Below are 16,351 nucleotides of genomic sequence, written 5' to 3' on the forward strand. Positions count from 1 at the left end.
ATGGCGCAGGGGGCGGGCGCGGCCCGCCCGGCGCGTCGCGCGCGGCCGGTGACATCGCCCGGCGGTGCTCCGGGGAGGCGTGCCTCCCCGGAGCCGGGCGCTGTCAGGCGACGGTGCAGGGCGCGCCGTTGAGGGCGAACGAGGCCGGTTTGGCGGCGTTGCCGCTGTGGGTGACCTGGAAGCCGATGTCGATCGATCCGTTGGCGGGGATCGCCGCGTTGTAGGCGAGGTTCCTGGCCGTCACCTGCCCCGAGGTGGGGGAGTAGGTGGCGTTCCAGCCGGAGGTGATGGTCTGCCCGGCGGGCAGACCGAACGCCAGGGACCAGCCGTTGACGGCGCTGACGCCGGTGTTGGTGATGGTGAGGTTGGCGGTCAGCCCGGTGTTCCAGGCGTTGACGGTGACGGTCACGCGGCAGGCGCCGGAGGCCGGCGGCGTGGTGGGCGGCGGGGTCGTGGGCGGCGGCGTCGTGGGCGGCGGGGTGGTGGGCGGCGGGGTCGTGGGGGGCGGGGTGGTGGGCGGCGGGGTGGTGGGCGTGCTGGTCAGGCCGAAGAAGGCGATGGCGGCCGCGGCCATGCCGCCGGCGGGCAGGCTGTGCCCGGCGCCCTGGATGCTGTACGCCTCGACCTGCACGGTGCCGCTGCCGTCGGCGTACCGGCGGCGGTTCCAGCCGGCCTGCGGGGTGTCGGTGGACGTGGGGGTCTGGCTGAGGCCGAACACGTTCGTCCACTGCTCGATCGACTCCTGGAGCAGGCTGTACGGCACGAGCGTGTCGGCGGTGCCGTGCCACACCTGCACGCGCGGGCGCGGGCCGGAGTAGCCGGGGTAGGCCTGCTGGCGGACCGCGTCGCCCCACTGCTGCGGGGTGCGGTTCATGTTGCCGCCGGTGCACTGGCTGCTGCCGGGCGGGTAGTCCGCCGCGCCGGCGAAGCAGTTGTAGGGCACCCCCATGAACGCGGCCCCGGCCTTGAACACCTCGGGGTAGACGGCCAGCATGTGGTTGGTCATCATGCCGCCGGACGAGCTGCCGGTGGCGTAGACCCGCTCGGGGTCGGCGTTGTACTGCTGCTGCGCGTAGCGGACCATCGAGACGAGCGACACGGGGTCGCTGCCGCCGTCGTGGCGCTTGGCGGCGTCCGACCAGGTGTCGAAGCAGTTGCCGAAGCCGGCCTGCTGGGTCGCGGTCGGGTAGATCACGATGAACCCGTACCGGTCGGCGAGGGATGCGAACTCGCTGCCGGAATAGAAGGCCGGGCCCGAGCCGCCGCAGCCGTGCATGGCGATCACCGTCGCGGGCCGGGCCGGGCGGTTGTCCGGCACGTAGATGTGCATGCGCATCCGGCCCGGGTTGTTGCCGAAGCTGGTCACCTCGACCAGCGACGCCGCGTACGCGGGCTGGAACGACGGGGCCACCAGGCCGGCCGCCACCAGGGTCGTGGCCAGGCCGAGCAGCAGTTTCCTTCTGATTCTCACGGGACGACTCCTTCGGTCACCTGTGCAGGCTGAAGTCGGGCCACGCGCGGTCCGGTCGGGGTATGCCCGGCCCCGCGGGATCGCGTGTCGCCCCTTGCGTGTGCTCCGTCCGCCCGCCCGGCTCCGTAGGGCATCGCGTAGCACTTAGTGTTCCCCCGGGTCCCACAAGTGTCAATCGATGCACCTCGATCACGTTGGGTCGTCGGTCGGGCCGGCCCGGGGCGGGCGCGCCACGGCGAGCCGGGCCGCCGGAGATCCGTCTACAGTCGTTGTTCCGTCCCCGAGTTCGAGCCCGGAGCGCCTGTGGCAAGCCCGTTCAGCATCGAGGAGATCTATCCGGACGACGAGCACCCGCTGCGGCTGCCCCGGAGGCAGTCCGGCAACTCGCCCCAGGGCGTCGCGGTGACCCTGCTGGCGGACTACACGCTGCGGACCCGGGCCGCGCTCCCGTCCGCCGCCATCGTCGCGTTGCTCGCCGAGGCCGGGGTGTCCACGGCCGGCGCCCGGACCGCGATCAGCCGGCTGGCCCGTCGGGGCGTGCTGGAGGGCAGCCGCCAGGGCCGGCGCAGCGCCTACCGGCTCAGCCGCGCCGCCGCCGCCAGCCTCGCGGCCGGGGGGAGCTGGATCGTGGCGTCCACCGCCACGGCGGTGCCGTGGGACGGGTGCTGGACGATCGTCGCCTTCTCCCTGCCGCAGGAGCGCAGCGCGCAGCGGCGGGCCCTGCGCGGTCGGCTCCGCTGGCTCGGCTACGCGCCCCTGTACGACGGCCTGTGGATCTCGCCGCACGAGCTGACGCCCAAGGCGCGGGCGCAGCTCGCCGAGCTCACCCCCGGTGCCGTCACGGTGTTCCGGGGCCGGCAGGCCGCCCTCGACGCGATCAGCCACCGCGCCCCCGTCGACGCCTGGGACGTGGACGCGATCAGCCGGCACTACGAGGCGTTCCTGCGCCGGTGGACGCCGCTGCTGCCCCGGGTGCGCTCCGGACGGCTCGACGGCGCGGCGGCGGTGCGGGCACGCACCGAGGTGATGGACACCTACCGGCGCTTTCCCACCCTCGATCCGCAGCTGCCACTGGACCTGCTGCCGCAGGGGTGGCCGAGGCAGCGGGCCCGGGAGCTGTTCGCGGCCGTCTACGACGGCCTCGCCGAGCCCGCCGAGCGGCACGTCCGGGCCGTGGTCGCGCGGTTCGCCGACGGCGCGCAGCCCGGCGTCGCGGCCCACACCACCGCCGATCTCCTCGCCGGCGTGTGCGGCGCCGCCGCGCCCGTGCCCTGACCTCCCTGCCCGCCGGTGGGGCGCGCCGGGCCGCCGGCCGCCGACCGGCCCCGGCGCAACGATCAGGAATCGAGAAGCACGGCCGGGCCGCCGGGCCTAGCCTTTTGCCAGGCAGCCGGCGCTCCGCCGGCCCCGAACGGCGCAAGGGAGCCCCACATGTCCGCCAAGGAGTCCACGACCGGGTCCGACGGCTTCACCCCCGAGGAACGGGCCGCCATGAAGGAGCGCGCCGCCGAGCTGCGCGCCGAGGGCAGGAAGGGTGCCAAGAGGGCCGACGGGATCCAGGCGGTCCTCGACCGGATCGCGCAGATGGCGCCGGAGGACCGCGCGCTCGCCGAGCGGGTGCACGTGGCGGTCACCGCCGCCGCCCCGCAGCTGTCGGCCAAGACCTGGTACGGGATGCCCGCCTACGCCGACGCGAACGGCAAGATCGTCGTCTTCTTCCAGGACGCGGGCAAGTTCAACTACCGCTACTCGACCCTCGGTTTCCAGGACGCGGCCAACCTCGACGACGGCGACCTGTGGCCGGTGGCGTACGCGCTGCGGGCGTGGAGCCCCGCCGTCGAGCGGAAGGTCGTCGAGCTGGTCAGGGCCGCTGTCTCCTGACCGGGGCCGGACGGCCGTGGCCGATCGTGAGCGTGGCCAGCAGCCCCGGGTGGTCGGTCGCGTCGCGCATGCTCACCGACCGGCCGGCGTCGACGGTGACGCCCGGGGTGGCGACGATCTGCTGCACCGCGCCGTCATCGACGCGGGGACGGTCCGGCGGCACGCACGACCGCAGGTCGGGTGAGCCGCCGACGCGGAGGTTGAGGTCGCCGCCCAGCACGGTCGGCGCGTACCCGGCGCGGCCGAGCACCGCCGGCACCACCGTGTCGAACAGGTGGCCGCACTGCGCCAGCGCCGTGCCGGCGCTGAACGCCGCCAGGTGCGTGGTGCAGGCGTTGACGACGTCGGGGACGTGGACGCAGAGCCAGGCCCGCAGCTCCGGGTCCGCGGGGTCCTGCACCGGGTAGGTCCCGCTGTGCACCAGGTGCCTCCGGTCGGGCGTGGGGAGCCGCACCAGCAGGCCGATGCCGTACGGCTGGCCGTCGCGGCACCGGGTGACGCCGCCGCTCGGACGGTCGTCGGCGGCCCGGAACTCCGCCGCCACCGGGCCGCCGCGGTGGACCCGCCCGAACACCCGCCCGAGTGCGGGCACGTCGCCCTGGCAGATCTCGTTCAGGGTCACCACCTGCGGGGCCTCGGCCCGGATCACCTCGGCGGCCCGGGGCACCGCCCGGCCGGTGTAGCAGCCGGCCCGGCCGCTGTTGCAGAGGTTGAGCTGGAGCACCCGCAGCGTCGTGGTCGCGGCGGGGGACGCCGACGGCACGGCGGGCACCGAGGCGGCGCCGGCCAGGAGCACGGCCGCCAGGGCCCGGCGCAGGGCGCGCCGTCGACGACCGACCACGACCGGATCCTACTGCCCCCGGCGGCCGGCGGTGGCCGGCTCGGTGACCGGTTCGGCGGCCTGCGCCCCACGGCGTCGGCCTGAGCCGGTGCGATTCGGCAGGACTTGACGAACGACCTTGTTATCGTTCACAGTCGATGTCGAGGATGCCGGCGTCGATGGCCCACCGGGCGGGCCTGCCGGTCGCACCTCGGGATCGCGGCTTCCCCACAGGGCATGCGGGCGTCGGATCAGCATCCCCATCGGCGCTGTCAGTGACGGCGGGACGGGCCTCGCGCGGCAACAGTGACCGTTTCAGGATCATCCGCCCGGATCTCCTTTGCGGAACCAATCCGGGCGCACCACCACCGCTGCAATCCACCCGGAGAAGGAATCGACATGAGACGCAAGAGAGCCCTCCTGACGACGGTGACCCTCGCGGTCACCGGCGCACTCACCGCCGGCGTGCTGGTGACGATGGCCCCCGCCGCCAGCGCCGGGACGACCCTGCGGGCTGCCGCGGCCGAGAAGGGCCGCTACTTCGGCGCCGCGGTCGCGACGGGCAAACTCTCCAACAGCACGTACACGACGATTCTCAACCGCGAGTTCAACAGCGTCGTGGCCGAGAACGAGATGAAGTGGGACGCCACCGAGCCGCAGCAGGGCCAGTTCAACTACAGCGGCGGCGACCGCCTCGTCAGCCACGCCCGGGCCAACGGGATGAGCGTGCGGGGCCACGCCCTGCTCTGGCACCAGCAGGAGCCGGGCTGGGCGCAGGGCATGTCCGGCAGCGCCCTGCGCAGCGCGATGATCAACCACGTCACCCAGGTCGCCACCCACTTCAAGGGGCAGATCTACGCCTGGGACGTGGTGAACGAGGCGTTCGCCGACGGCAACAGCGGCGGCCGGCGTGACTCGAACCTCCAGCGCACCGGCAACGACTGGATCGAGGCGGCGTTCCGCGCCGCGCGGGCGGCCGACCCGGGCGCGAAGCTCTGCTACAACGACTACAACACCGACGGGGTCAACGCGAAGTCGACCGGCATCTACAACATGGTGCGCGACTTCAAGTCCCGGGGCGTGCCGATCGACTGCGTCGGCTTCCAGTCCCACCTGGGCACCACGCTGGCCAGCGACTACCAGGCCAACCTCCAGCGCTTCGCCGACCTCGGCGTCGACGTGCAGATCACCGAGCTGGACGTCATGACCGGCGGCAACCAGGCGAACATCTTCGGCGCGGTGACCCGGGCGTGCATGAACGTGTCGCGCTGCACCGGCATCACGGTGTGGGGCGTGCGGGACTGCGACTCGTGGCGCGGGTCCGACAACGCCCTGCTGTTCGACTGCAACGGCAACAAGAAGCCGGCGTACGACTCCGTCCTCAACGCCCTCAACGCCGGCACCGGCATCCCCAACCCGACGACCACCCCGCCGAACCCCACCACCACTCCGCCGAACCCGACGACTCCGCCGCCGGGTGGGGCCGGGTGTTCGGCGACGGTGTCGGCGAATTCGTGGACGGGTGGTTTCGTGGCCACGGTGAAGGTGACCGCTGGTTCCGGTGGTACCCGGGGTTGGAACGTGAGTGTGGTGTTGCCGGGTGGCACGACTGTCACGGGTACGTGGTCGGCGACGGCCAGTGGTAGTTCGGGGACGGTGCGGTTCGCCAACGTGGACTACAACGGTCAGCTCGCCGCCGGTCAGGTGACCGAGTTCGGGTTCCAGGGCAACGGCACCGCGCCCACCCAGACCCCCACCTGCACCGCCTCCTGACCCGTCCGTCGGCCCGACCCGGAGCACCCCGGGTCGGGCCGACGGCCCCTGGTCGGGCCGGCCCGTCGACCGCCGCGCGGCCCGACGGGGCCGGGCACCGCCCCGCCACCGCACCCCACCCACCACGAAGGAAGCGCCGATGAAACGAAGGATCGCCCTGCTGGCGGTCGCGCTGGCGACGGCCCTGGCGACGACGACGGCCGTGATCAGCGCCGCCACCCCGGCGTCGGCCGCGACGCTCACCCAGGTGACCAACTTCGGCACCAACCCGACCAACCTTCAGATGCACCTGTACGTGCCGGACCGGGTGGCGGCCCGGCCCCCGCTGCTGCTGGCCCTGCACTACTGCACCGGCAGCGGCCCGGCGCTGCACACCGGCTACCAGCTCAGCTCCCTCGCCGACCGCTACGGCTACATCGTGATCTACCCGTCGGTGACCCGCAGCAGCAAGTGCTGGGATGTCTCCTCCCCGCAGGCCCTGCGGCGTGACGGCGGCAGCGACCCGGTGGGCCTCAAGTCCATGATCGACTACGTCCGGGCCCGCTACCCGGTCGACGCCAACCGCATCGGCGTCCTCGGGTTCTCGTCCGGCGCCATGATGACCAACGTGATGGCCGGCCTCTACCCGGACGTGTTCCACGCCGGGGTGAGCTCCTCCGGCGTGCCGTTCGGCTGCTTCGCCACCACGAACGGCTCGGAGTGGAACAGCGAGTGCTCCGGCGGACGGATCGTCAAGACCCCGCAGCAGTGGGGCGACCTGGTGCGCAACGCCTACCCCGGCTACACCGGCAGGCGTCCCCGCATGCAGATCTGGCACGGCACCACGGACACCACGCTGAGCTACGTCAACTTCGGCGAGCAGATCAAGCAGTGGACCAACGTGCTCGGGGTGTCCCAGACCCCCGTTTCCACCGACTACCCGCAGACCAGCGCCACCCGCACCCGCTACGGCGGCACCGGCGGCACGCCGCCGGTCGAGGCGATCAGCTTCCAGGGGTACGGCCACTCCATCCCGTTCGACACCGCGCAGGCCATCCGCTTCCTCGGCTTCGACGTGGCCAACCCCACCACGCCGCCCCCGACGACCCCGCCTCCGACGACCCCGCCTCCGACCACCCCGCCCCCGACCACGCCGCCCCCGACGACTCCGCCGCCGGGTGGGGCCGGGTGTTCGGCGACGGTGTCGGCGAATTCGTGGACGGGTGGTTTCGTGGCCACGGTGAAGGTGACCGCTGGTTCCGGTGGTACCCGGGGTTGGAACGTGAGTGTGGTGTTGCCGGGTGGCACGACTGTCACGGGTACGTGGTCGGCGACGGCCAGTGGTAGTTCGGGGACGGTGCGGTTCGCCAACGTGGACTACAACGGTCAGCTCGCCGCCGGTCAGGTGACCGAGTTCGGGTTCCAGGGCAACGGCACCGCGCCCACCCAGACCCCCACCTGCACGGCCTCCTGACCGCCGGACGGCGGCAGGCGTACCCCCGGCTCCGGGGCGGCGGACGCACCTGGTCCGTCGCCCCGGAGCGCGTCGTGCTCCCGGCGCGGCGTCGGCGGCGAGTGCGGCGTCGGCCGTGTCCGCGCCGGGAGACAAACATGTGACGTCTCCTATAGTGGGGTGCTGCCGGCATCCGCGGGGCGCGGGTGCCGGGTCCCGTGCCGTCGGCGTAGGGCGGCGGGCGCTGAGGGGGCCGGGGTGGCACTGACCGACGACGCGATCGCGAAGATCCGCAGCATGATCCAGAGCGGCGAGCTGCCGCCGGGCGCGCGGCTGCCACCGGAGCCGCAACTGGCCGCGCAGATGGGGCTGTCCCGCAGCGGGGTGCGGGAGGCCGTGAAGGTGCTCGAATCGGCCCGGGTGCTCGACGTGCGACGGGGCGACGGGACGTACGTCACCAGCCTCGCCCCCCGGCTGCTGCTGGAGGGCCTGGGCGTCGCGGTGGAGCTGCTGCGCGACGACACCCTGCTGGAGGTGATGGAGGTGCGCCGGATGCTGGAGCCGGTGGCGACCGGCCTGGCGGCGCTGCGGATGACCGACGCCGACCTCGACGGGCTCAGCCGGATCCTGGAGGAGATGCGGGCGGCGGCCGACGACGCGGAGAAGCTGATCCGGTTCGACACCGCGTTCCACCACACCGTCGTCGCCGCGACCGGCAACGAGACGCTCACCTCGCTGCTGGACGGGCTGTCCAGCCGTACGGTGCGGGCGCGGGTGTGGCGCGGGTTGATCGAGGGCAACTCGGCACACCAGACGATCGACGAGCACCACGCGATCTACCTCGCGCTGCGCGCGGGTGACCAGTTGCTGGCCCAGGCCAGCGCGCTGATGCACGTCAACACCTCCGAGGCGTGGCTGCGGCGGGTGCTCGCCGTCCAGGCGACGGACGCCTGACCCGGCCCGCCGACCGGCCCCGCCGCCGGGTCCCGCCCGCTGGGGCCGCCGCCGCCGCCGCCGCCGTCGCCGTCCCGGCCGGGCAGGGTTGACCCGCGCCACCGCGAGAGATATAACGTATGACGACTAACTAGTCGACGTTTATCTATGAATAGGCGCGACCCGATCCTCCCTCATGCCGCACCGCACCACCACCACACGGGTGTCGGTCCCAGCGGGGTGACCAGGCCGGCGAGGTCGAGCCGTGTTCCCCGGGGAGGCCCGACCCATGTCAGGAACCAGGCGGCTCCTTCGCCGCCCATCGGCCCTCGCGCTTCTGCTCGTCGGCACTCTGCTGGCCGTCGGTGGCGCGGTGGGCGGTCTCGCCGCGCCCGCCCGGGCCGCCACCTCGATCACGATCAACGGGGCGTCGGGCGGCAAGACCTTCGACGGCCTCGGCGCGGTCAGCGGCGGCGGCGGCAACAGCCGGCTGCTGATCGACTATCCCGAGCCCCAGCGCGGCCAGATCCTCGACTACCTCTTCAAGCCCGACTACGGCGCCTCGTTGCAGATCCTCAAGGTGGAGATCGGCGGCGACACCAACTCCACCAGCGGGTCCGAGCCGAGCCACTCCCACTTCCGCGGCGACCTCGACTGCAACCGCGGCTACGAGTGGTGGATCATGGAGCAGGCCAAGCTCCGCAACCCGAGCATCAAGCTCGTCGGGCTGGCCTGGGGCGCGCCGGGCTGGATCGGCAACGGCACCTTCATGTCCCAGGACTCGATCGACTACCACCTGGCCTGGCTGGGCTGCGCCAAGCAGCACAACCTGACCATCGACTACCTCACCGCCGCCCAGAACGAGCGGTTGTACGACGCCAACTGGACCATCAACCTGCGTACCGCGCTCAACAACAACGGCTACGCCGGCGTGAAGCTCATCTTCGGCGACGACTACCCGGGCAGCTGGAACCCGGCCAACGTGGCCGTCAACAACGCGGCGCTGCGCAACGCGATCGACGTCATCGGCGGCCACTACCCGTGCGGCTACCTGGCCGCGCAGACCACCTGCACCGTGTCGGCCAACGCCACCGCCACCGGCGAGACCCTGTGGAACAGCGAGGGCGGCTCGCAGGACTACAACGACGGCGCCAAGCCGCTGGCGCGCGGCATCAACCGGGGCTACCTCGACGGGCGGATGACCGCGTACATCAACTGGAACCTGATCGGCGCGACCACCACGAACATCCCCTGGGCCACCGTCGGGCTGATGCTGGCCAACCAGCCCTGGTCCGGCTGGTACGCCGTCGGCAAGAACGCCTGGACGCTCGCCCACACCACCCAGTTCACCGCGCCGGGCTGGAAGTATCTGGACTCGTCCAGCGGCTACATCGGCGGCGCGCGCAACAACGGCAGCTACGTGTCGCTGAAGTCGCCGAACAACACCGACTACACCACGGTCGTCGAGACCATGGACGCGACCGCCGCGCAGACCCTGGACCTCACCGTCACCGGCGGGCTCTCCACCGGCTCCGTGCGGGTGTGGTCGACCAACCTGAACTCCAACAACACCGCCGACCACTTCGTCCGCGGCGCCGACATCACTCCCTCGGGCGGCCGCTACTCGCTGACCGTGCAGCCCGGCCGCGTCTACACGATCACCACCACGACGGGCGGGGGCAAGGGCACCGCGACCAGCCCGCCGCAGGGGCAGCTCAGCCTGCCCTACAGCGACAACTTCGACAGCTACCCCGCCGGCAAGCTGGCCCGGTACCTCCAGGACAACCAGGGCGCGTTCGAGACCGCCGCCTGCGGCGGCGGCCGGGCCGGCATGTGCCTGCGCCAGTCGTCGCCGATGGCCCCGATCACCTGGAAGACCCTGGCCGACCCCAGCACCTACGGCGGCAACCTGAACTGGAACAACTACACGGTCTCGGCCGACGTGCTGCTGGAGAAGGCCGGCTACGTCCAGCTGGAGGGCCGGGTCGGCAGTCAGAACCTCGACCCGGTCAGCGCCCAGAACGCGTACTTCCTGCGGGTCACCGACGCCGGCGCGTGGTCGATCCTGCGCAACAACACCAGCAACCAGCTCACCACCCTGCGCAGCGGCACCGTCGCCGCGCTCGGCACCAACCGCTGGCACAGCCTCGCCCTGGGCTTCTCCGGCAGCACCATCACCGCCACCGTCGACGGGGTCACCGTGGGCACGGCCACCGACTCGTCCTTCGGCGCGGGTCTCGTCGGCTTCGGCACCAGCCAGGGCCAGACCGCCCAGTTCGACAACCTCAGCGTCGTGCCGGGCGTGGGCGGCGGCACGCAGGTCGCGCTGCGCAACACCAACGCCGGCCGGTGCCTGGACGTCCCGTCGCAGTCGCAGACCAACGGCACCCAGCTCACCCTGTGGGACTGCAACGGCGGGGCCAACCAGCAGTGGACGCAGACCGCCGGCAAGCAGCTCCAGGTGTACGGCACGAAGTGCCTCGACGCCGAGGGCGCGGCGACCTCGTCGGGGACCAGGGTGATCATCTGGGACTGCACCGGCGGCACCAACCAGCAGTGGAACCTCAACTCCGACGGCACGATCACCGGGGTGCAGTCCGGGCTGTGCCTGTCCCCGACCGGCGGCGGCACCGCCAACGGCACGCAGGTGGTCATCGCGACCTGCACCGGCGGCAACAGCCAGAAGTGGACGCGGAGCTGACCGCTGCCCGCGCCTGTGCGGAAGGGGCTGCCCCAGGGGAGCCCCTTCCGCAGGCGGCGCGTCCGTCAGCGCACGAGCCGGGCGGTGTCCGGCCCGCTGCGGCGGACGAGCCACGCCTCGGTGATGTGGGTGATCATGGCCTCGGCCGCGCCGTCGGGGTCGTGGGCCGCGATGCGCTCGTAGATGCGCCGGTGCCCCCGGTTGGACGCCACGCAGAGCGCGCGCTCGGTGCGGCCCATGTACCGGGCGGTGTTCACCACCTGGCTCTCCAGGGCCCGCACCACGCCCCGGGCGATGCGGTTCCCCGACGCCTGCATGATCACGTCGTGGAACGCGCGGTCGTGCTCGTGGTAGGTGACGTGGTCGTCGACCAGCTCGTCCATCCGGTCGACCAGGGCGCGCAGCCGGTCGACGGTCTCCTCGTCGGCCAGGCGGGCGGCGACGTTGGCCATGTCGGACTCCAGCACCCGGCGGGTGACGACCAGGTCGTCGAGGATCGCCAGGCTGTCGTCCTCGGCGATGGTCGCCGCGAGCACGAGCTCGTCGAGCATGTCCCACGTCGACGGCGGGGTGACGATGGTGCCGCTGCCCTGGCGGACCTGCACGAGCCCCTTCTCCTGGAGGATCTTCACCGCTTCCCGCACGACGGTGCGGCTCACGGAGAACGCCCCGCACAGCGCCGGCTCGGGGGGCAGGGGGGTCCCCGGGGGGTGCACCCCCCGGACGATGCGCTCCACCAGTTCCGCGGTGACCGCCGTGGCGAGGTTCGCGGGCCGCCGCGCCCACGCCGGGGAGCCCGAGATGCTCGGGGTGGTCTCCTGTGCTGCCGTCATGTCCCCTCCAGTGCCCCCGCGGGCGGCGGTCGTGGCGCCGTCGGGAAATTCTACGCCTCAGTGTTGACGTCATACGTCATACGAGTTACCTTCTCGTCAATTCTTGCATCGACGGCCGGCTCTCCGGCACCCGCATAGTCGAAGGTGAGCAGCGATGAAGCAGCGAGCAGTGTGGCCAGCGATCCTCGTCGCGGCACTGGTGCTGGGTGGCTGCGGGAGCGCCTCGGGGACGCGTTCCTCGCCCGGCGGATCCGACGCCAAACTGGTGGTCTGGGACTGGAAGTCCGGTGAGCCCACCGCCGCGCAGTACGTCGAGAAGGCGAAGGCGGACTTCGCCAGGAAGCACCCCGGCGTGACCGTCGAGTTCGTCGCCCAGCCCCACGACCAGTACTACACCCTGCTCGGCACGGCGATCCAGTCGGGCAAGGGCCCCGACGTGATCCTGTTCAACGGCGGCGGGCAGATCCGCGACCGGGTGGACGCGCTCCTGCCGCTGGACGAGTACGTGGCCGAGGACCGGCAGCGGCTAGCCGGCTGGGACGCGTTCACCAAGGACGGGAAGACCTACGCCGGCCCGGTGACCCTCCAGGGCCACCCGATCTACTACAACCGGTCTCTCTACGAGAAGGCCGGCCTCGACCCGGCGAAGCCGGCGGCCACGTGGCCCGAGTTCGTGGCCAACTGCGCCGCCATCACGAAGCGGACCGGCACGAAGTGCTTCGCCCTCGGCAACAAGGAGGGCATCGGGATCCAGTTCTTCCTCTCGGCCTTCGGCTCGGGCGTGCTCACCCCGCAGGAGTACGACGCCTGGATCGCCGGCAGGCGGGACTGGACCTCGCCGCACGTCAAGCGGATCTTCGCGCTCTGGAAGGAGACCCAGGACGCGAAGCTCAACAGCGACGGGCCGAACTCGACGGCGATGTTCAACGACGCGTTCGCGCTCTTCCAGTCCGCCAAGGCGTCCCACGTCATCGGCCTGATGTCCGACATCGGGCACTGGAAGGACTTCGGCGAGTTCCTCACCGCCGACAAGGTCGGCGTGATGCGCGCGCCGGTGGTCGTCCCCGGGGCGACCCCCAGCCTGCCGTTCGACGGCGGCATCGGGTACGGGGTCGCCAGGTGGACCAGGGACCCGAAGCTGGCCGCCGACCTGGTGCGGTCGTTGACCTCGACCGACGCCCTGACGGCCTTCCACACGCAGGCCGGCGCGATCGCCGCCGACACGACGATCGACGTGTCGCAGGGCGGCCCGGCCGTCACCACGATCGTCGCCGACCTGGCCAGCGGCAAGCCCGCCCTGCACGTGGCGCTCTCCTCGCGCACCCTGGACCTGATGGGCCGGGTCTCCCAGAAGCTGCTGAGCGGCTCGATCACCGTCGACGAGGCCGTGCGGCAGTTGGCGGCCTCGGACCAGGCCGGTTGACCCGTGCCGAGTGGAGAACCGTCGACGTCGGTCCGTCCGGTGGTGGCCGGGCGGACCGACCGGGCGCGACACCAGCGGCCGGCGTCGCCGGGCGCCGCGGCCCGGCGTGGCCGTGGCGCCCGGCGGAGCGAACGCCTCGCCCCCTACGTCCTGCTCGCCCCCGCCGTGCTGGTCATCGTGCTGCTGCGGCTGTGGCCGCTGCTGCTCGGGGTCAACTTCTCGTTCACCGGGGACGGCGACCGCGACGGGACGATGGTCGGCCTCGACAACTACCGGGAGCTGCTGGCCGACCCGCTGTTCCGGGGCGCGCTGCGCAACGTCGGGCTGCTCGTGCTGCTGCTGCCGGTGGCGGTGGCGATCCCCGGCCTGCTCGCGACGTTCATCTACCTGCGCGTGCCCGGGCACCGCTTCTACCGCAGCGTCTACTTCTTCCCGGCGGTGCTCTCCCCGGTCATCGTCGGCGCGATCTTCAACCTCCTGCTCGCCTTCGACGGCCCGCTCAACACCGTGCTCGGCGGCGTGGGCATCGGGCCGACGGACTGGCTGGGCGACCCCGACGTGGCGATGTTCGTGGTGGTCGGCGTCCACGTCTGGGCGACCTTCGGCATGGCGCTGGTGGTCTTCCTCGCCGGGTTCGCCACCCTGGACGCCTCGCTGCTGGACGCGGCCCGGGTCGACGGCGCGTCGCTGCCCCAGACCATCCGGCACGTGATCGTCCCCAGCCTCTCCCGCACCATTCAGTTCGTCTTCGTGACCACGATGATCGGGATGCTGACCTCCATGTTCGGCCTGCTCTACGTGATGACCAGCGGCGGCCCCGAGGGCTCGACCTATCTGCCGGAGTACTACATCTGGATCCAGCAGGGACAGATGAACCGCCCGGCGCTCGCGTCGGCCGCCTCGACGGTGCTGTTCGTCGTCATGCTCGTGGTGGGGCTGCTGCAGATCAGCCTGCTCCGGCGGGGGGTGAGGGAGGCGTGACGTCCCGCGTCCGGCCGGGCAGGTGGCTGCTCGCCGTCCCGATGAGCCTCCTGGCGTTGGCCACGATCTACCCGCTGGTGTTCACCGCCAACGTGGCGATGAAGACCCGCCGCGAGTACATCCTCGACCGCTTCTCGCTGGCCGACGCCCTGCGCTGGGAGAACGTCGCCACCGCGTGGAACAGCGTCGGCATGGCCCGGTACCTGGCGAACTCGGTCGGCACGGTGACCGCCGCGGTGGTCCTGCTGCTGCTGTTCGGCTCCATGGCCGGCTTCGCCCTGAGCCAGCTGCGCTTCCGGGGCTCGTCGGCGCTGTTCCTGGGCTGCCTCGCGGCGCTCTTCGTGCCGTTCCAGGTGATCATGGTGCCGCTGAACCGGATCATGGCCGACGCCGGGCTCGTCGACACCTACCCCGGCCTCGTCCTCGCCTACGTCGCGCAGTTCCTCCCCTTCACGATCTTCCTGATGACCAGCTACTACCGGACCATCCCGACGGAGATCGTCGACGCGGCCCGCATCGACGGCAACAGCGTGTACGGCGTCTACCGACGGATCATGCTGCCGCTGGGCGCCCCGGCGTTGCTGTCGGTCGGCATCCTCGACGCCCTGTTCTGCTGGAACGACGTGCTGATCGCGCTGCTGCTGATGCCCTCGACCGAGCACCGCACCCTCATGGTCGGGGTGACCTCGCTGCGCGGGCAGTACTCCGCCGACATCCCCACCTTCGCCTCCGGGGTGCTGATCGCCGCGATCCCCGTCCTGGTGATCTACCTCTTCCTCCAGCGTCAGATCGCCGATGGCGTCGCCGCCGGCTCCACGAAGGGGTGACATGCGGATCACCGGTTACCGGACCCTGACCACCAGCCAGGAGTGGGGACGCCCCGTCGGGGACGCCAACGGCGTCTTCGCCGACGGCGTCACCGCCGTGCCCATCGTCGTGGTCGAGACCGACGAGGGCATCAGCGGCGTCGGCCTCGGCCCGCACGGGGACATCGAGAACATCTTCGCGGCGCTGCACGGTGAGGATCCCCGCGCCGTGACCAGCCTGTACGACCGGATGCTGCGGCAGACGTTCAAGGCGGGCCACGCGGGCTCGGTGTTCGGCACCATCGGCGCGCTCGACACCGCACTGTGGGACATCAAGGCGCGGGCGGCCGGGCAACCGCTCTGGCGGCTGCTGGGCGGCCGCGACCGGCGGGTCCCCGCCTACGCGTCCGGCCTGGACATCGGGCTCGGCGACGACGAGCTGGTCGCGGCGTACCAGGAGTACGCCCGGCACGGCCTGCGGGCCGCCAAGCTCAAGGGCGGCCTCGACATCGAGCGGGACCGCGACCGCCTGCGCCTGGTGCGCGACGTGCTGGCCGACGCGGCGCACGGGCGGCGGCCCGGCCTGATGCTCGACGTCAACGAGGCGTGGACCCGCAAGCAGGCCGTCCGGCACGTCTGCGAGCTCGAACGCGACCTGGACCTGGTCTGGATCGAGGAGCCCGTGCGCCGGTGGGACGCCGAGGGCCTCGCCGCCGTCGGGCAGGGCATCCGCGCCTCGGTCGCGACCGGCGAGAACCTCACCGGCCTCGAACAGTACCGTCCGCTGCTCGCCGCGGCGGCGGTCGACGTCGTCCAGGCCGCCGCGGTGTGGGGCGTCACCCACTTCCTGCGGGTGTCCGCCCTGGCGCACGCCTTCGACCTGCCGGTCAGCCCGATCGGCAACAGCCCCATCGGCCTCCTGCACGCCGCCACGTCGGTGCCCAACCACCTGGTCAGCGAGTTGCAGGACCTGCACGCCCCGGTCGGGCTCAGCCTCGACCTGCACGTCTCCGACGGCGCGTTCGTCCTCGGTGACTCGCCGGGCCTGGGCGTCACGGTCGCCGAGGACCAGCTCCGCGCGCCCCACCGCCGCCCGCAGCCCCCGGCCGCCGACGGGCCCAACGTGCGGCCGGAACGGGCCGGGCGACGCCTGCTGGCGGTGGCCGACCACGCCTACACCACGGCCCGACCGCACGCCACCACCCGGCCCGGCGGGCCCGCGCACACCCTCGACGGCGTCGCGCCCGCCGTCCGGCCCTGACCCCGGCCGCCACCCCACCACGATAGGAGCCCCGCC

Annotated in this window: 13 protein-coding genes; 10 read left to right on the forward strand and 3 right to left on the reverse strand. The window is 72.3% G+C overall.

From position 1 onward, the window contains the following. Nucleotides 1-103: 103 nt before the first annotated feature. On the reverse strand, nucleotides 104-1,471 hold the full coding sequence (locus O7633_RS32565) for a PHB depolymerase family esterase (protein ID WP_282325155.1): 1,368 nt from the start codon (nucleotides 1,469-1,471) through the stop codon (nucleotides 104-106). Between the two features lie 303 nt (nucleotides 1,472-1,774). Here O7633_RS32565 and O7633_RS32570 point away from each other — a divergent pair, with 303 nt between their 5' ends. Together O7633_RS32570 and O7633_RS32575 are read left to right on the forward strand one after the other, a co-directional pair. Beyond that, nucleotides 1,775-2,746, forward strand: coding sequence for a PaaX family transcriptional regulator C-terminal domain-containing protein (locus tag O7633_RS32570; protein ID WP_282325156.1), 972 nt, complete (start codon nucleotides 1,775-1,777; stop codon nucleotides 2,744-2,746). Nucleotides 2,747-2,902: 156 nt separating this feature from the next. Beyond that, nucleotides 2,903-3,352 carry a hypothetical protein gene (locus tag O7633_RS32575; protein ID WP_282325157.1) on the forward strand — a complete coding sequence of 150 codons (450 nt, stop codon included), beginning with the start codon at nucleotides 2,903-2,905 and terminating at the stop codon, nucleotides 3,350-3,352. Here the strand turns inward: O7633_RS32575 and O7633_RS32580 are convergent. Then, nucleotides 3,333-4,193: an endonuclease/exonuclease/phosphatase family protein gene (locus O7633_RS32580; RefSeq protein ID WP_282325158.1), complete on the reverse strand. Its 861-nt coding sequence runs from the start codon at nucleotides 4,191-4,193 to the stop codon at nucleotides 3,333-3,335. The genes O7633_RS32575 and O7633_RS32580 overlap by 20 nt on opposite strands. A gap of 378 nt (nucleotides 4,194-4,571) precedes the next feature. On the opposite strand from O7633_RS32580, the gene O7633_RS32585 reads away from it, so the two are divergent. The 4 genes from O7633_RS32585 to O7633_RS32600 all read left to right on the forward strand — a co-directional run bounded on the left by O7633_RS32585 (nucleotide 4,572) and on the right by O7633_RS32600 (nucleotide 11,011). Then, nucleotides 4,572-5,945 (forward strand): endo-1,4-beta-xylanase, encoded by a 1,374-nt coding sequence (locus O7633_RS32585; RefSeq protein WP_282325159.1) that lies wholly within the window; start codon nucleotides 4,572-4,574, stop codon nucleotides 5,943-5,945. Nucleotides 5,946-6,084: 139 nt separating this feature from the next. Next, a complete protein-coding gene (locus O7633_RS32590) occupies nucleotides 6,085-7,398 on the forward strand; it encodes a PHB depolymerase family esterase (protein WP_282325160.1) in 1,314 nt (437 codons plus the stop codon). A 237-nt stretch (nucleotides 7,399-7,635) separates the two neighbouring features. After that, a complete protein-coding gene (locus O7633_RS32595; protein ID WP_074478849.1) occupies nucleotides 7,636-8,331 on the forward strand; it encodes a FadR/GntR family transcriptional regulator in 696 nt (231 codons plus the stop codon). Nucleotides 8,332-8,599: 268 nt separating this feature from the next. Further along, complete coding sequence (locus O7633_RS32600; protein ID WP_278134186.1) at nucleotides 8,600-11,011, forward strand: ricin-type beta-trefoil lectin domain protein; 2,412 nt, start codon at nucleotides 8,600-8,602, stop codon at nucleotides 11,009-11,011. A 65-nt stretch (nucleotides 11,012-11,076) separates the two neighbouring features. On the opposite strand, the gene O7633_RS32605 is transcribed toward O7633_RS32600, so the two are convergent. After that, a complete protein-coding gene (locus O7633_RS32605) occupies nucleotides 11,077-11,844 on the reverse strand; it encodes an FCD domain-containing protein (protein ID WP_278134188.1) in 768 nt (255 codons plus the stop codon). Between the two features lie 154 nt (nucleotides 11,845-11,998). Between O7633_RS32605 and O7633_RS32610 the strand changes: the two genes are divergently transcribed. Genes O7633_RS32610 through O7633_RS32625 form a run of 4 tightly spaced genes read left to right on the forward strand, consistent with a single transcriptional unit; the run spans nucleotide 11,999 to nucleotide 16,315 of the window. After that, complete coding sequence (locus O7633_RS32610) at nucleotides 11,999-13,267, forward strand: extracellular solute-binding protein (protein ID WP_282325161.1); 1,269 nt, start codon at nucleotides 11,999-12,001, stop codon at nucleotides 13,265-13,267. Between the two features lie 3 nt (nucleotides 13,268-13,270). Further along, nucleotides 13,271-14,248 (forward strand): sugar ABC transporter permease, encoded by a 978-nt coding sequence (locus O7633_RS32615; RefSeq protein WP_282325162.1) that lies wholly within the window; start codon nucleotides 13,271-13,273, stop codon nucleotides 14,246-14,248. Next, nucleotides 14,245-15,075: a carbohydrate ABC transporter permease gene (locus tag O7633_RS32620; RefSeq protein ID WP_246384575.1), complete on the forward strand. Its 831-nt coding sequence runs from the start codon at nucleotides 14,245-14,247 to the stop codon at nucleotides 15,073-15,075. Before O7633_RS32615 ends, O7633_RS32620 begins: the two co-directional genes overlap by 4 nt. A gap of 1 nt (nucleotide 15,076) precedes the next feature. After that, nucleotides 15,077-16,315: a mandelate racemase/muconate lactonizing enzyme family protein gene (locus tag O7633_RS32625; protein WP_282325163.1), complete on the forward strand. Its 1,239-nt coding sequence runs from the start codon at nucleotides 15,077-15,079 to the stop codon at nucleotides 16,313-16,315. The last annotated feature ends 36 nt before the right edge of the window (nucleotides 16,316-16,351 follow it).

Source organism: Micromonospora sp. WMMD712 (assembly GCF_029581295.1).
Taxonomy (GTDB): Bacteria; Actinomycetota; Actinomycetes; order Mycobacteriales; family Micromonosporaceae; genus Micromonospora; species Micromonospora carbonacea.

What these genes read in the sequence shown, in the direction of transcription:
- O7633_RS32575 (WP_282325157.1), top strand. Translation starts at nt 2,903, where the DNA reads ATGTCCGCCAAGGAGTCCACGACCGGGTCCGACGGCTTCACCCCCGAG.
- O7633_RS32590 (WP_282325160.1), top strand. Translation starts at nt 6,085, where the DNA reads ATGAAACGAAGGATCGCCCTGCTGGCGGTCGCGCTGGCGACGGCCCTG.
- O7633_RS32605 (WP_278134188.1), bottom strand. Translation starts at nt 11,844, where the DNA reads ATGACGGCAGCACAGGAGACCACCCCGAGCATCTCGGGCTCCCCGGCG.
- O7633_RS32610 (WP_282325161.1), top strand. Translation starts at nt 11,999, where the DNA reads ATGAAGCAGCGAGCAGTGTGGCCAGCGATCCTCGTCGCGGCACTGGTG.
- O7633_RS32600 (WP_278134186.1), top strand. Translation starts at nt 8,600, where the DNA reads ATGTCAGGAACCAGGCGGCTCCTTCGCCGCCCATCGGCCCTCGCGCTT.
- O7633_RS32625 (WP_282325163.1), top strand. Translation starts at nt 15,077, where the DNA reads ATGCGGATCACCGGTTACCGGACCCTGACCACCAGCCAGGAGTGGGGA.
- O7633_RS32585 (WP_282325159.1), top strand. Translation starts at nt 4,572, where the DNA reads ATGAGACGCAAGAGAGCCCTCCTGACGACGGTGACCCTCGCGGTCACC.